This window comes from Kribbella qitaiheensis (assembly GCF_014217565.1).
Taxonomy (GTDB): domain Bacteria; phylum Actinomycetota; class Actinomycetes; order Propionibacteriales; family Kribbellaceae; genus Kribbella; species Kribbella qitaiheensis_A.
On sequence record NZ_CP043661.1, the window covers coordinates 1154297 to 1167732 of the forward strand.

Below are 13436 nucleotides of genomic sequence, written 5' to 3' on the forward strand. Positions count from 1 at the left end.
GGAGGCGCCAGGATCGATCAGCACAAATCGGCAGTGACGACGATCAGCGCGGTGACGGTGGCTATCACGATCGGGGCGCCTGCAATGACCGTCACCAATCCCCCTGCAGCGCCGTACGAGACCGGGCTCATGCGGCCGTTGTCGACCGACAACCGCCGCAATCGGTTCTCAGCACTCTTTCCGCGGGCTGCCAAAGCCGCCGCCGGTGGTGTCTGGTCGACGAGCGCCAGCAACGCGCGGGCCAGCGTTGATGGGCTGTGCCTTCGGCAGGCACGATCGTCAGCAGCCATCTCGACCAAGTCACGTATTTGCTCATCGCCAAGACCGAAAAGAAGCGCCGTCGGGAATGCACGCACCAAACCATTGCTGATTCCAACGAGCAGGTGGTGGCGACCACGCAGATGGGCACGTTCATGAGCGAGAACGGCAGCAAGCTGGCTGGGCTCGAGGGCGGTCAGGGCAGCACTGGTGATCACCACGCGCCCGATCCGCCCGGGGAGGCAGTACACAGTCGCACTCGGGTGATCGACCACGAGCGCGCCTAGATCGCGGTCGTGACGCGCCAGCAGGCCAAGGAGCTCGAGTTGCCGGCGACGGTGCCGGCGGGTGAGCCGGGCTGCGGTGGCGACTCCCCAGACAGCCCGCCCTGCAACAATGCCGACGACAAGGGCCGCGGTGATGGTGATGACAACGTCGCCCGGACTCGCGAAAGCCGTTCGGAGATCACCGACACAAACGCGCAGCGGGCCACCGGCATCAGACCTCACCACGTGCAGCCTTGTGATGGCGCAGAGACCACCGATAACGACCGCCGTGAGCGTCGACCCCATGACCGAGAGCCAGGCGAAGAGGCCCAGCCATGGAGCGCGAGTTGGCCACGAAGAACGCTGCAGCATCGCGGGCCCGAGTGCGGGCCGTGGCGAAGGCGTAGCCGAACAAGGCGAGAGCAATGATCATGGCTGTTTCCTGGTCCTGCGGCCACTGTCGTTGTCGCCGAGGAGGTTCCGGAGGCGATCGACCTCGTCAGCCGGCATCTGCTCCACGAACCGCAACAGGGCGGCCGTCGGGTCGCCACTCGCAGACAGCGCTTCGCCCATCAACTCCGCGGAGTACTCCGCGCGGCTCCTCGTCGGCCAGTAGCGGTGCGCCCTGCCGTCCAGCTCGCGGTCGAGGAACCCTTTGCGGTACAGATTGTCCATGACTGTCATGACGGTCGTGTATGCCAGTGGCCGTACAGCCTGCAGGTCGTCGAGGACTGTCCTTACGGTAGCCGGCACACCGATCGCCCAAAGACGGTCCATCACAGCTGCTTCCAGATCACCGAATCCGCGCATCCGGCATTGTCTCCCGACCGGCCGCCGTTCGCGCTGCCATCCGGAAGCGTCGGTGCGGACGGACCCGGGAGACCTGCCACGGCCGGGACCGCGTCACGCTCGAATGTGTTCGACGTCCGCGGCCTCGCGGTTCACATCCGGCTGTCCCGGAGCACACCAGAATTCTCAGGGAGCCGCGCGGGCTATCGGATGCGCATGCCGGAGATGGCGCGCGAGATGACCAGGCGCTGGATTTCGCTGGTGCCTTCGAAGATTGTGTAGATTTTGGAGTCTCGGTGCATGCGCTCTACCGGGTATTCGCGGGTGTAACCGTTGCCGCCGAGGATTTGGATCGCGTCTTCCGTGGCCTTGACTGCTACCTCGCTGGCCTTGAGTTTGGCCATTGAGCCTTCGCCGTGGCGGTAGGCGGGAGTTTGGCCGCGCATCAGGGCGGCGGACATGAAGCCGGCCCGCCAGACCAGCAGGCGGGCGGCGTCGATCTCCGTCGCCATGTCGGCCAGTTTGAAGGCGATGCCCTGGTTGTCGATGATCGGGCGGCCGAACTGCTCGCGGCCCTTGGCGTATTCCAAAGCGAATTCGTACGCCGCGCGGGCGATGCCGATCGCCTGGGAGCCGACGATGTGCCGGGTCATTTCGAAGGTCGCCATCGAAGCGTTGCCGCGGGCCTTCTCGCCGTTGTTCTCGCGCGCCTTGGCCAGCCGGGCGTCGAGTTTCTCCTTGCCACCAAGGACATTCGCGGCGGGAATCCGGACATTGTCGAAGAAGACGTCCGCGGTGTGCGATGCCCGCAGCCCGTGCTTCTTCAGCTTGGTGCCCTGCTCCAGGCCCTTCACCTCGGACTTCGGTACGACGAATGCCGCCTGTCCCCTGCTGCCCAGCGACGGGTCGACGGTCGCCACGACGACGTGGATGTCTGCGATGCCGCCGTTGGTGGCCCACGCCTTCTGCCCGTTGATGACCCACTCGTCGGTCTTCTCGTCGTACGTCGCCTTGGTGCGGATCGCCGACACGTCGGAGCCGGCGCCCGGCTCGGAGGAACAGAAAGCAGCAACCTGTACGTCGTCGGGCGTGCCGTAGCAGCGCGGCAGCCACTGGCTCCACTGCTCAGGCGTGCCGTTGGAGAAGACAGCCGAGCTGGCCAGGCCCGTACCGACCAGCGACATGCCGATCCCGGCATCGCCCCAGAAGAGCTCCTCCTGGACCAGCGGCATCAGCAGACCGGACGGGTCGATGAACAGATTGATGCTGCCGTCCATGCTGTAGAGGCCGATCTTGGCAGCCTCCTGGATCACCGGCCACGGTGTCGCCTCGCGCTCGTCCCACTCGGAGGCCGCCGGGCGGATCACATTCGCGGCGAAGTCGTGCGCCCAGTCGCGGATCTCGACCTGCTCTTCGTTCAGATTCAGGTTGAAGGTCTGCCACTCCGGCTTCGACCGCTCGGCCGCGAGCTCGCCGGCCAGGACCATCACGTCGGCCGACAGCGGCTCGGCGGGCGGCGTACTGGTTGACTCGGTCATGGTCATCGATTCCTCCGGAGCGAGCTGCAGGGTGTCGTACGGGAGTGATGTTACCCACGAGTGTAACTACCGTTTGCACCGAGGGGTACCGCTGTGACTAAGATCGGTACATGAGCTCCGCGCTGCTGGCGATCGGGCGCCGCCGGACCACGGCGGAGCGTCGTCGCGACCGGGAGCGCGAGATCATCCAGGCCACCCGTGAGCTGTTCGACGAGCGCGGCACCATCGACGCCCAGATCGACGACATCGCCAAACGGGTCGGCATCAACAAGGCGCTGATCTACCGGCACTTCGCGGGCAAGGAAGAGCTGTTCGCGCTCACCTTGGTCGACTATCTCGGCGAGCTCGACAAGAGGCTGGCGGCCGTTGACGGGCCGAGGCGTGCCCCGCTCAATCGGCTGCGTGCGCTCAGCGAGGTCTTCGTGGACTTCTGCCTGGAGTATCCGGCCTTCGCCGACTGCGCGATGAGCTTGCTGAGGCGTACGGGCGAAGAGTTGTTCGGCGAGATCACCGAACCGGTGATGACAAAACTCGGTACTGCGATGGCGAGCGCGCTGGAGCGCATCTCAACCATCCTGAAGGCGGGTCAGCGAGCCGGGGTGTTCGCCGAAGCGGACACCGACTACCTGGCCAACCACCTTTACACGCAGACGCTCGGCGCGATGCACATGGCGCGAATGGGCCTCATCGTCTCGCAGGAGACACCCGGCCTGGGACATCCCGTCGTACACCAGGCAGATATCGCGACAGTCCGTACGACGGCGATCACCGCCACCCTCGCGACCGCGGTCGGCCTCGACGCCCTCACCTCGAAACCGACGAACTCGGCGAAACCGGCGAAACCCGCCAAGCAGAACAAGACTTCCGCCCGCGTAACCAGCACCCGGCGCTCCACTTCACGCAAAGCAGGAGAGAACCCGTGACCGAGACCCGCAAGGTGGCCGTTGTCGCCGGCAACCGAATCCCGTTCGCCCGGCAGGACAAGACCTACCGGCACGCCTCGAACTCCGACATGCTCACCGCCGCCCTCAACGGCCTGGTGGACCGCACCGGACTAGGCGGCCAGGAGCTCGGCGAGGTGGTCGCCGGCGCGGTGCTGAAGCACGCTCGCGACTGGAACCTGGTCCGCGAGGTCGTCCTCGGCTCCAAGCTCGCGCCCTCCACCCCGGCGTACGACATCCAGCAGGCCTGCGGCACCGGCCTGGAGGCCGCGATCCTGGTCGGCAACAAGATCGCCCTCGGCCAGATCGACGCAGGTATCGCCGGTGGCGTCGACACCGCGAGCGACGCGCCGATCGCGGTCAACGACCAACTGCGCAACGTCCTCCTCGACCTCAACCGCGCGAAGTCCTTCCAGGATCGCCTCAAGGTGCTCACCAGGGTCCGCCCGAAGGACGTAGTACCGGAGATTCCGCGCAACGCCGAGCCGCGGACCCGCAAGTCGATGGGTGACCACGCGGCCTTGACGGCGCTCGAGTGGGGCATCACCCGCGAGGCGCAGGACGAGCTCGCCTACCGGTCCCACCTCAACCTCGCCGCGGCGTACGACCGGGGATTCCAGCAGGACCTGATCACGCCGTACCTCGGGCTCGAGAAGGACCAGAACCTCCGCCCGGACACCACCCCCGAGAAGCTGGCGAAGCTCAAAACCGTTTACGGCAAGGGCGAAACGGCCACGATGACCGCCGGCAACTCCACTCCCCTGACCGACGGCGCCGCCGCGGTGCTGCTGTCCACGGACGAGTGGGCCGCCGAGCGCGGGCTCAAGCCGCTCGCCTACCTGACTCACTCCCAGACCGCGGCCGTGGATTACGTGAAGGGCGCCGAGGGCCTGCTGATGGCCCCCGCGTACGCCGTACCGCGAATGCTCGCGCGCGCCGGCCTCACCTTCTCCGACTTCGACTACTTCGAGATCCACGAGGCGTTCGCGTCGCAGGTGCTGGCTACCCTGAAGGCCTGGGAGGACCCGATCTTCTGCAAGGAACGCCTCGGCCTCGATGCGCCGCTGGGCGAGATCGACCGCGACAAGCTGAACGTCAACGGCAGCTCACTGGCGGCCGGGCACCCGTTCGCCGCGACCGGCGGGCGGATCGTCGCCGCGCTGGCCAAGCAGTTGCACGAGAACGGCGGTGGGCGCGGGCTGATCTCGATCTGCGCCGCCGGCGGGCAGGGCGTGGTCGCCATCCTGGAGGGGAACATCTGATGACCGATCGCTACCAGACTTTCACCCGGACGCCGCTCGGCAAGGCCCTGGTCAAGAACCTCGGCCTGCCGGACCCGGCGCCGCTGCCGCGCTGGGTCGATGGCTCGGCCGTGATCGACGGCCCGGTGGTCTTCGGCGCGTCCACTGAAACCGATGCGGGCAAGGCGATCCAGGCCCTGCTCCGCGACGTCGGCGCATCATTCAGTACTGCGGCCGAAGGCGTCGCCTCGAGCGAACTCCGCCCCAAGGCGCTGGTCTTCGACGCGACCGGCATCTCCTCGACAGCCGAGCTCACGAGCCTGCAGCGCTTCTTCTCCCCCGTCATCCGCCAGCTCGGTACTGCGGGTCGCGTGATCGTAGTCGGCCGGACGCCCGAGCTCGCCGCGACACCCGAGCAGCAGATCGCCCAGCGCGCGATCGAGGGGTTCACCCGGTCGCTCGGCAAGGAGGTGAAGCGCGGAGCCACGGTCAACCTGGTGTACGTCGCGCCTGACGCCCACGACCAGCTCGACTCGACCCTGCGCTTCTTCCTGTCGCCCAAGTCGGCGTACGTGAGTGGTCAGGTCGTCCGCGTCAGCTCCGGTCAGCTCGCCGGCAACGACCCAACCGCGCCGCTGTCGGGCAAGGTCGCTGTCGTCACCGGAGCTGCGAGAGGGATCGGCGCCGCGATCGCGGAGACCCTGGCCCGTGACGGGGCGAAGGTCATCGGCGTCGACGTACCGCAGAACGCGAACCACCTGCGCCGGGTGATGTCCTTGATCGGCCGCAGCGAACTGCTGCTCGACGTGACCGCGATCGACGCACCGCAACGGATCGCCGCGCAGGCACAGGAACACGGCGGTCTGGACATCGTCGTCCACAACGCCGGCATCACGCGCGACAAGCGCCTCGCGAACATGCGCACGGACGTCTGGGACGCGGTGCTCGACGTCAACCTGCGCGCGCCGGAGCGGATCACCGAGCATCTGCTGGAGGGCGCACTCAACGACGGCGCCTCGGTGATCGGCGTCTCGTCCATCGCCGGCATCGCGGGCAACAACGGCCAGACCAACTACGCGACCTCCAAGGCCGGCGTGATCGGCCTGGTCCAGGCGTTCGCTCCACGGCTGGCCGACCGGCAGATCCGGATCAACGCGGTCGCGCCCGGGTTCATCGAGACCGAGATGACCGCGCGGGTCCCGTTCACGATCCGCGAGGTCGGCCGCCGGCTCAACTCGCTGCAGCAGGGCGGTCTGCCGATCGACGTGGCCGAGACGATCGCGTGGTTCGCGGATCCGGCCTCCGCCGGTGTCACCGGCAACGTGGTCCGCGTCTGTGGCCAGAGCCTGCTCGGGGCCTGAGATGCCGACCCGCCGGTACGACAACTCGCCCGGACTCGGGTCGCTCTACGCCCGGACGGTGAAGGCGACGCTCCGCAAGGCGGAGTACGAGCCGGACACGGACGGGCTCACGCTCGAACTCCCGCGTGCCCTGGTCGACCAGGACCACCTCACGGCGTACAGGGAGGTGACGGGGTTCAGCGCCGGACCCGCGCTGCCGGTCACGTATCCGCACATCCTGGCGTTCCCGCTGCACCTGGACCTGATGTCCGACCCGTCGTTCCCGTACAAGCCGATGGGGATCGTGCACCTGGCCAACACGATCACCCAGCTGCGGCCGATCCCGATGCACGCCGAGCTGTCGATCAAAGTTCACAGCGGGCCGGAACGGCCGCATCCGAAGGGCACGGTCTTCGACATCCTGAGCGATGTCAGCGTCGACGGCGAAGTGGTCTGGAACGACACGACCACGCTGCTGAGCCGCTCCCCCGGTACGCCGTCCGCGCACGCCGATCTGCTGCCGGATCCGTGCTTGGAGGCCAGAGCATTCTGGGATCTGCGCGCGAACCTCGGCCGCCGGTACGCCGCGGCGTCGGGCGACCGGAACCCGATCCACCTGTTCAAGCTGTCCGCGCAGGCGTTCGGATTCCCGCGTCAGATCGCGCACGGCATGTGGGCCAAGGCGGCAGCCCTCGCCTCCATCCAGCGCGCCCGGGCCCTCCCCGACGCGTTCACCGTCCGCGTCGACTTCCGCAAACCGCTGCTGCTGCCGTCCAGGGTTCAGTTCGCTCACACCATCACGGACGCGGCCACGGACTTCGCGATCTACAACGACGACACCACGATTACCCATCTGATCGGCCAGCTCGTCGCCCGCTGAACCGCCCCAGCTGACAAACGCTTGTTCACGCCGCCGAAACCGGCGCGCTGGAATCGCTCGTGCGATCGCCGTCCAGCAGTCATCATGAACCCAAGGCTGTCCTCAACCGGGGAACGCCGGACTGCTGGGGGCCCGGAATCCGACGGCTGGACCCGGCCGTAGACTCCGCGATCCGCCCGATCAAGAAGTGGAGCACGCCATGGACGCGAATGACCTTCGTCCCGACGCGCAAGACCAAGCACCCGACCCGGTCGACCCCATCGGCCCACCGGAACTGCCGAAGATGTCCCGGCATTCGCTCCGGGCATTGGCGCTGGCCGGAGTCGCCGTCGGCGCGCCGATGCTCGCCTTCATCTACGAGACGTCGACCGGGACACCAACCACCCGATACTGACGCTCCGTTCACTGCCGTCTCCCCGCTCCGGCGACTACAGTACGGCGGCATGGGGGACGGGGCAGGGCTCGTAGGGCGAGACAGTGAGATCGAACAGCTACGGGCTGCTCTGTCCGCGGCCCGGAGCGGCGCGGCCAGCGCCCTGTTCCTGATCGGCGAGCCTGGGATCGGCAAGACCAGGCTCGCCACCGAGGCCGTCGGCCTCGCGGTCGAGAGCGGCATCATCGCAGTACGCGGCAGGGTCAGCACAGTAGGCCCGATCGTTCCCTACCGCCCGCTGATCGAGGCACTGCAGGCTCTGTCACGCACTGAGAACCTCCCAGAGCTCGAGTCCCTCGGCACCTACGGTGCAGTGCTCAGCCGGCTCATACCTGGCCTGTCCGACCCGCTCGGCTCGACGCCCTCCGCGGTGGGATCCCCGGTCGTCGTCGCCGAGGCGCTGTTGCGGCTGCTCACCCTCGTCGGTGACAAGCGTGGATGCCTCTTCGTTCTCGACGACCTGCATGACGCGGACGCCGAAACCCTGGCAATCGTCGAGTATCTGGTCGACAACCTCCATCCCGCCCCGGTGGCTCTCCTCCTGGCATCCAGAGCAGAGCCATGTGCCGCGACCGACCTGGCCGTCATCAGCCGGCAGCGAGGTACGGCAACTGTGCTCGAGCCACAGCCGTTGAACCGCGAGCAGGTCCAGCAGCTCGCAGCTCAGCGCTTGGAGCTCGGTGCCGATGAAATCCCGGTCGATGTCGTGGACCGGTTGACCACCGGCAGCGCCGGAAATCCCTTCCTGGTCGAGGAACTTGCCTACGCCTTCAGCAAACAGGGCTTCGAGGAGGCGGACGGCCCGGCTGTCCCGGTGAGCGTGGCTCGCAGCGTCAGCCGCCGAACCGACCGGCTCGGGCCGAACGCGCTGATGATCCTGACCACGGCCGCCGTCATCGGGCAGCGCTTTCCGATCGACTTGCTGCAGCACGCCACCGGCGCCGCGGAGGGTGAGGTCGTCGCCACCGTGCACGCGGGGGTCGGTGCACAACTCGTCCAGTCCGACAGCCCGGCTCCGGACTGGTACGCGTTCCGCCACCCGCTGACGGCCGAGGCACTCATCAGCGACCTGACACCAAGCGAGCGAGCCGGGCACTCCGGCCGGGTCGCGGACGCCATCGCGGCCCGCTACCCCGGCCTGCCGGGCGAGTGGTGTGCCCGCTCCGCGGAGCTCCGCGAGCGCTCGGGCGAGCTGGCCGAGGCCTCCCGCTTGTACGCCGAGGCCGGCCGCCGAGCACTGGCGACCGGAGCTGTCCGGTCCGCCATCACCCTGCTCGTCCGCGCGGACCTGGATCCGGACGGCGATCCCGAGCACCGGGCCGGCCCTGCTCGGTGAACTTCTGCTTGCCGTAGCCGAGGCGGGCGATTTCAGCCGGATCCCCGCGCTCGAGGAGATGTTCGAGGAGCTGGCCGCCGCCGGACTGCCGTCGACCCGCAGGGCAGTCCTGCACGCACAGTTCGCCAACGCCGCGCATCTGGCCGGTGACCAGGCCAGGGCGCTTGAGCAGATCACCAGTGCGCGCGGGCTGCTGGGCCCGGACCCAGCACCTGCCGCTTCCGCGCAGATCGACGTCATCGGCGTCTACATCGAGCTGGGACGACAGAATCCAGGGCGGCTGGAGGCAGCAGCCGAGCTGGCCGAGCGCGCCGTCAAGGCCGCCGCGCAGGCCGGTCTGCCGATCGTGACCTGCGATGCGCTCCAACTCCTCGGCTACCTCATCCGCGACCGTGATGAGGAGCAGGCCGATCGGCTCTACGAGGAAGCCCGTCAGATTGCCGAACGCAACGAGCTGCCGATCTTCCGGATCTACTCGGAGGTCTTCCTGTCCCGCGCCCTTTGCCTGCGCACAGGTCGGACCGGCGAGTTGGAGGAGGCTCGCGACAGCGCCCTGGGCATCGGCGCGCTTCCCCTCGCTTACGAGGCCGGCTACCACCTTGCCCTGCAGCAGCTGCAGCGTGGCGACTTCAAGAGCGGGCAGCGGGAACTGGACGAGAGTCTGCGGACAGCGCTCAGGCTCCGACTCGGCCGGGTCGTCCCGTTCCTCCGCCTCGGGCAGGCGATCCGTCCCGCGCATCAGGGCAACCGGGGCCAGATGGAGGAAGCGCTCGCAACTCTGACCGCGGAGGACCTGTCCGCGCCGGGGATCCGGCCCGCGTCGTACGGGCTGGCGCGGGCGATCTGTTCGCTGCTGGAGGAGGACCTGGAGCGCGCCAACCAGGAGTTCGCTCAAGCGATCGCCCTGGATCTCGACAACCCCACGATGATCGATTTCGGCAAGCAGGGGCTGATGCTGCTCGTCGGCGTGCTCGAAGGGCGGAATGGCTGGCAACACTACGTCGACGTTGCGGGCCGGAGCGCGAGCAAGACCCGGTGGAACAGGCAGTTCGCGCAGTTCGCGCATGCGGTGTTGCTGGGGCGGGACGGTGATGTGGTGGGGGCCAACGCGGCGGCGGGTGAGGCGTTGGAGGCGGCGGAGATCTATCCGTTGGGGCGGCATCTGGCGTTGCGGCTGGTGATCGAGGCGGCGTTCGAGAGTGGCTGGGGCGAGCCGGTGGTTTGGGCCAGGGAGGCTGAGGACTACTTCCAGGCGAACAACATTCCGGCGGTGGCCAGCGCGTGCCGGGGGATGTTGCGGAGTATGGGCGCACCGGTACGGCAGCGGCGTACCGGGGACGAAGACGTGCCGCCGAGTCTGCGGAAGTTGGGGATCACGGTGCGGGAGTTGGAGGTGGGCCGGTTGCTGGCGCAGCGGATCCCGAACAAGGGGATCGCCAAGCGGCTGCACATCTCGCCGCGGACCGTGGAGAAGCACGTCGCGAACCTGCTGACCAAGACCGGTCAGCACGATCGCGACGCGTTCGCCTCCTATGCGGCCAAGGAATTCGGCTGAGCGAGCGAGGCCGCGAGTTCTCGTAGCCGCTCCCCCATCGCCGCCGGCTCGAGTTGGGCGCCGCTGCGCTCGCGCAGCGCGATCTGGCCGGCGGCTGCCTCCTTCGGACCGATGATCGCCTGGTACGGCGCGTGGCGGTTTTCCCGGATGCGGGCGCCGAGGGTGCCCTCGTCGGCGTAGGCGAGCTCCACCCGTAGGCCAAGGTCCAGCGCGAGGCGGTGGACGTCCGAGGCGAGCTTTTCTTCGGCGGCGGAGATCGGGAGTACTACGAGTTGGACGGGGGCGAGCCAGGCTGGGAAGGCTGCGCCGTGGACTTCGATCAGGTGGGCTACGGCGCGTTCGATGCTGCCGATGATCGAGCGGTGCACCATCACCGGGCGGTGTTTGTTGCCGTCGGCACCGATGTATTCGAGGTCGAAGCGTTCCGGCTGGTGGAAGTCGATCTGGATGGTGGACAGGGACGACTCGCGGCCGGCCGCGTCCTTGATCTGGATGTCGATCTTCGGGCCGTAGAAGGCCGCGTCGCCGGGCGCCTCCTCGTAGTCGATGCCTGCGTTGTCGAGTACGTCCCTTAGCAGCGATGCCGCCAGGGCCCAGCTGTCCGCATCCCCGACATACTTGCTCTCCGGGTCGCCGAACCGCGCATCCTCGGCCGGCAGCGAGAGCAGGTAGCGGGACGCGCTGATGCCGAGATCCCGGTACGCCTGATTGATCAGCTCGAGCGCGGCGCTTGCCTCCCCCGCGACCTGATCCAGGCTGCAGAAGATGTGGCCGTCGTTGAGCTGGATCGCGCGGACCCTGGTCAGCCCACCGAGTACGCCGGACAGCTCGGAGCGGTACATCCCTCCGATCTCGGAGATCCGCAACGGGAGTTCACGATAGCTGTGCGCGCGAGATCGGTACATCAGCGCGTGATGCGGGCACAGGCTCGGCCGCAGTACGAGCTGCTCTTCGCCGATGTCCATCGGCGGGTACATGTCCTCGCTGTACTTCGACCAGTGGCCCGAGATCTCGTAGAGCTCGCGCTTGCCGAGCACGGGTGAGTAGACCTGCTGGTAGCCGGCTCTTCGCTCGACGTCGGCGATGTAGCGCTCGAGCGCCTGGCGGATCGCCGCGCCTGCGGGCAACCAGTACGGCAGACCCGCGCCGATCAGCGGATCCGAGTCGAACAGGCCGAGTTCGCGGCCGAGTTTGCGGTGATCGTGGACTGCTTCGTTCATGGGTGTGGACTCCTCTGGAATGAGTGAGGCGAGTGTCCACATGGCGAAGCCCCGGGGCACTGGCCCCGGGGCTTCGTTTCGACAGTCAGCTGTCAGCGCGCCGGGACGTTCCTCGGCGTCGTCGTCACCACTGCGCGCTTGATCATGTCTCCAACGCTAGCAGAGTTGGTCAACTCTCTTCTCCGGACAGGTCCAGGCCGACCGGTCGGATGAGACCTTCCTGCGCCACCGAAGCAACCAGCCGACCGTCCTGGCTGAAGAGCCGTCCGGTGGCGAAGCCCCGCGCACCCGATGCCGACGGCGAGGCCTGGTCGTACAGCAGCCATTCGTCGGCCCGGAACGGACGATGGAACCAGAGTGCGTGGTCGAGCGAGGCGGGCTGGATCCTCCGGTCGCCGATGATGATTCCGTGCGGCAGTAAGCTTGCCCCGAGCAACGTCAGGTCACTCGCATACGCCAGAACGCAAGCATGCAAGGCCGAATCGTCCGGAAGCTTGCCTGCGGCCCGGATCCAGAACTGGCGCCCACTCAACCCGGCCAGCCGTACGTCGAGCGCGGCCCACTCCTTGTTCCAGTCCTCCGCCTTCCGGCCGGACGCCTGCTCGAACACCGAAGCCAGCGTCGGCGCCTCCTCCGGCGGGACGAGGTCGGTCGGCATCGAATCGGAGTGATCGAGGCCCGGCTCCGGACTCTGGTACGACGTCGACATGTAGAAGATCGTCTTGCCGCGCTGCGAAGCGACGATCCGGCGGCTGCTGAACGACCTGCCGTCCCGGATCCGCTCGACGTGGTACTCGATCGGTACCGCGGTGTCGCCCGGCCGGAGGAAGTAGCCGTGCAGCGAGTGGACGATCCGCTCGGGCTCGATCGTGTCGCTGGCCGCCACCAGGGCCTGGCCGAGCACCTGTCCCCCGAACACCCGCTGGGCAGACGTCTGCGGCTGCCGGCCGCGGTAAAGGTCGACGTCGATCTTCTCCAGGTCGAGCAACTCGACCAGATCCTCCAAGGACTCAGGCATGCCTCATCCTGACAGGTCCGTGCCCCCAGATCCCGGCAGGCAGGTGTGGCCGCGATCACCCGATTCCTTTCGGTGAGCTTTCGGTCGCTGACAGTAGGTGGATGAACACCCAACCATCAAACGCCTGACAGGAGTACCCGTGAACCCCCTCCGCACACTCACCCCCCAGTGCACGCGTCCCGCTTTCGTCCACCTCTCGAACGGCCCGTTCGTGGCTGACGGAGGCTGGGAGCTCGTTGTCGTACTGGGTCTGTTCTCCCTGGTCCTGGCCGCGGTCGGCGCCGGCCGCTTCTCACTCGACAGCGCGCTCACCCGAACCACTCGGCGGGCAACAGTTCCCGCCTGACCCCACACGCACGTCGGCCGGGCTCCCTGAGGAGCCCGGCCGACGTGCGTTACGCAGTACTCAGTTGTCGTCGTCGCGGCTCAGTTCGGCCAGGAACTGTTCGACCTCGGCGCCCAGCTCGTCGGCCGACGGCGTTGAGCCGGCCAGCAGGCTGCCGCGGGCAATCGAGCCCTCCGCGGCGTCGTACTGGGTTTCGAGGGCGTTGACCACGGCGGCGGCGTCGTCCGATGCCTCGACCTGCTCGTCGACCATGCGACCGGTGAGGGCGGCTTCGT

At 67.8% G+C, this 13436-nt stretch carries 14 protein-coding genes; 8 read left to right on the forward strand and 6 right to left on the reverse strand.

Annotated features, from left to right (window positions below):
- Nucleotides 1-17: 17 nt before the first annotated feature.
- From F1D05_RS05100 to F1D05_RS05110, 3 genes are all read right to left on the reverse strand, one after another.
- Nucleotides 18-830 (reverse strand): M56 family metallopeptidase, encoded by an 813-nt coding sequence (locus tag F1D05_RS05100; protein ID WP_185446240.1) that lies wholly within the window; start codon nt 828-830, stop codon nt 18-20.
- Between the two features lie 123 nt (nt 831-953).
- A complete protein-coding gene (locus F1D05_RS05105) occupies nt 954-1334 on the reverse strand; it encodes a BlaI/MecI/CopY family transcriptional regulator (protein WP_185446241.1) in 381 nt (126 codons plus the stop codon).
- A gap of 182 nt (nt 1335-1516) precedes the next feature.
- On the reverse strand, nt 1517-2857 hold the full coding sequence (locus F1D05_RS05110; RefSeq protein WP_185446242.1) for an acyl-CoA dehydrogenase family protein: 1341 nt from the start codon (nt 2855-2857) through the stop codon (nt 1517-1519).
- A gap of 104 nt (nt 2858-2961) precedes the next feature.
- Between F1D05_RS05110 and F1D05_RS05115 the strand changes: the two genes are divergently transcribed.
- The 7 genes from F1D05_RS05115 (at nt 2962) to F1D05_RS05145 (ending at nt 10577) form a co-directional block, all read left to right on the forward strand.
- Complete coding sequence (locus F1D05_RS05115) at nt 2962-3774, forward strand: TetR/AcrR family transcriptional regulator (RefSeq protein WP_185446243.1); 813 nt, start codon at nt 2962-2964, stop codon at nt 3772-3774.
- Nucleotides 3771-5054 (forward strand): acetyl-CoA C-acetyltransferase, encoded by a 1284-nt coding sequence (locus F1D05_RS05120; RefSeq protein WP_185446244.1) that lies wholly within the window; start codon nt 3771-3773, stop codon nt 5052-5054. The genes F1D05_RS05115 and F1D05_RS05120 overlap by 4 nt, the downstream gene beginning before the upstream one ends.
- The gene (locus tag F1D05_RS05125) at nt 5054-6394 is read left to right on the forward strand and encodes a 3-oxoacyl-ACP reductase (protein WP_185446245.1); all 1341 of its coding nucleotides are present in this window, start codon (nt 5054-5056) and stop codon (nt 6392-6394) included. Before F1D05_RS05120 ends, F1D05_RS05125 begins: the two co-directional genes overlap by 1 nt.
- Nucleotide 6395: 1 nt before the next feature.
- Nucleotides 6396-7253 (forward strand): MaoC family dehydratase, encoded by an 858-nt coding sequence (locus tag F1D05_RS05130; protein ID WP_185446246.1) that lies wholly within the window; start codon nt 6396-6398, stop codon nt 7251-7253.
- 199 nt (nt 7254-7452) lie between these two features.
- Nucleotides 7453-7647 carry a hypothetical protein gene (locus F1D05_RS05135; protein ID WP_185446247.1) on the forward strand — a complete coding sequence of 65 codons (195 nt, stop codon included), beginning with the start codon at nt 7453-7455 and terminating at the stop codon, nt 7645-7647.
- Between the two features lie 49 nt (nt 7648-7696).
- On the forward strand, nt 7697-9022 hold the full coding sequence (locus F1D05_RS05140; protein ID WP_185446248.1) for an ATP-binding protein: 1326 nt from the start codon (nt 7697-7699) through the stop codon (nt 9020-9022).
- A 58-nt stretch (nt 9023-9080) separates the two neighbouring features.
- Complete coding sequence (locus tag F1D05_RS05145; RefSeq protein WP_185446249.1) at nt 9081-10577, forward strand: LuxR family transcriptional regulator; 1497 nt, start codon at nt 9081-9083, stop codon at nt 10575-10577.
- Here F1D05_RS05145 and thrS read toward each other — a convergent pair.
- Nucleotides 10553-11797 (reverse strand): threonine--tRNA ligase, encoded by a 1245-nt coding sequence (gene thrS, locus F1D05_RS05150; protein WP_185446250.1) that lies wholly within the window; start codon nt 11795-11797, stop codon nt 10553-10555. The two genes, F1D05_RS05145 and thrS, sit on opposite strands and share 25 nt — an antisense overlap.
- A 169-nt stretch (nt 11798-11966) precedes the next feature.
- Entirely contained in the window at nt 11967-12815 is an 849-nt protein-coding gene (locus F1D05_RS05155) for an acyl-CoA thioesterase (RefSeq protein WP_185446251.1), read from the reverse strand.
- A gap of 139 nt (nt 12816-12954) precedes the next feature.
- Here F1D05_RS05155 and F1D05_RS05160 point away from each other — a divergent pair, with 139 nt between their 5' ends.
- Complete coding sequence (locus F1D05_RS05160; RefSeq protein WP_185449869.1) at nt 12955-13161, forward strand: DoxX family protein; 207 nt, start codon at nt 12955-12957, stop codon at nt 13159-13161.
- Nucleotides 13162-13221: 60 nt separating this feature from the next.
- Here the strand turns inward: F1D05_RS05160 and F1D05_RS39760 are convergent, their stop codons facing one another.
- The gene (locus F1D05_RS39760) at nt 13222-13413 is read right to left on the reverse strand and encodes a hypothetical protein (RefSeq protein ID WP_246486988.1); all 192 of its coding nucleotides are present in this window, start codon (nt 13411-13413) and stop codon (nt 13222-13224) included.
- Between the last annotated feature and the right edge of the window lie 23 nt (nt 13414-13436).

Bases quoted from the DNA above. Each gene is read 5' to 3' on its own strand.
- F1D05_RS05130 (WP_185446246.1), top strand. From the start codon at position 6,396: ATGCCGACCCGCCGGTACGACAACTCGCCCGGACTCGGGTCGCTCTAC.
- F1D05_RS39760 (WP_246486988.1), bottom strand. From the start codon at position 13,413: ATGGTCGACGAGCAGGTCGAGGCATCGGACGACGCCGCCGCCGTGGTC.
- F1D05_RS05145 (WP_185446249.1), top strand. From the start codon at position 9,081: ATGTTCGAGGAGCTGGCCGCCGCCGGACTGCCGTCGACCCGCAGGGCA.
- F1D05_RS05155 (WP_185446251.1), bottom strand. From the start codon at position 12,815: ATGCCTGAGTCCTTGGAGGATCTGGTCGAGTTGCTCGACCTGGAGAAG.
- F1D05_RS05100 (WP_185446240.1), bottom strand. From the start codon at position 830: ATGGGGTCGACGCTCACGGCGGTCGTTATCGGTGGTCTCTGCGCCATC.
- F1D05_RS05105 (WP_185446241.1), bottom strand. From the start codon at position 1,334: ATGCGCGGATTCGGTGATCTGGAAGCAGCTGTGATGGACCGTCTTTGG.
- F1D05_RS05140 (WP_185446248.1), top strand. From the start codon at position 7,697: ATGGGGGACGGGGCAGGGCTCGTAGGGCGAGACAGTGAGATCGAACAG.
- F1D05_RS05115 (WP_185446243.1), top strand. From the start codon at position 2,962: ATGAGCTCCGCGCTGCTGGCGATCGGGCGCCGCCGGACCACGGCGGAG.
- F1D05_RS05110 (WP_185446242.1), bottom strand. From the start codon at position 2,857: ATGACCATGACCGAGTCAACCAGTACGCCGCCCGCCGAGCCGCTGTCG.
- thrS (WP_185446250.1), bottom strand. From the start codon at position 11,797: ATGAACGAAGCAGTCCACGATCACCGCAAACTCGGCCGCGAACTCGGC.
- F1D05_RS05125 (WP_185446245.1), top strand. From the start codon at position 5,054: ATGACCGATCGCTACCAGACTTTCACCCGGACGCCGCTCGGCAAGGCC.
- F1D05_RS05135 (WP_185446247.1), top strand. From the start codon at position 7,453: ATGGACGCGAATGACCTTCGTCCCGACGCGCAAGACCAAGCACCCGAC.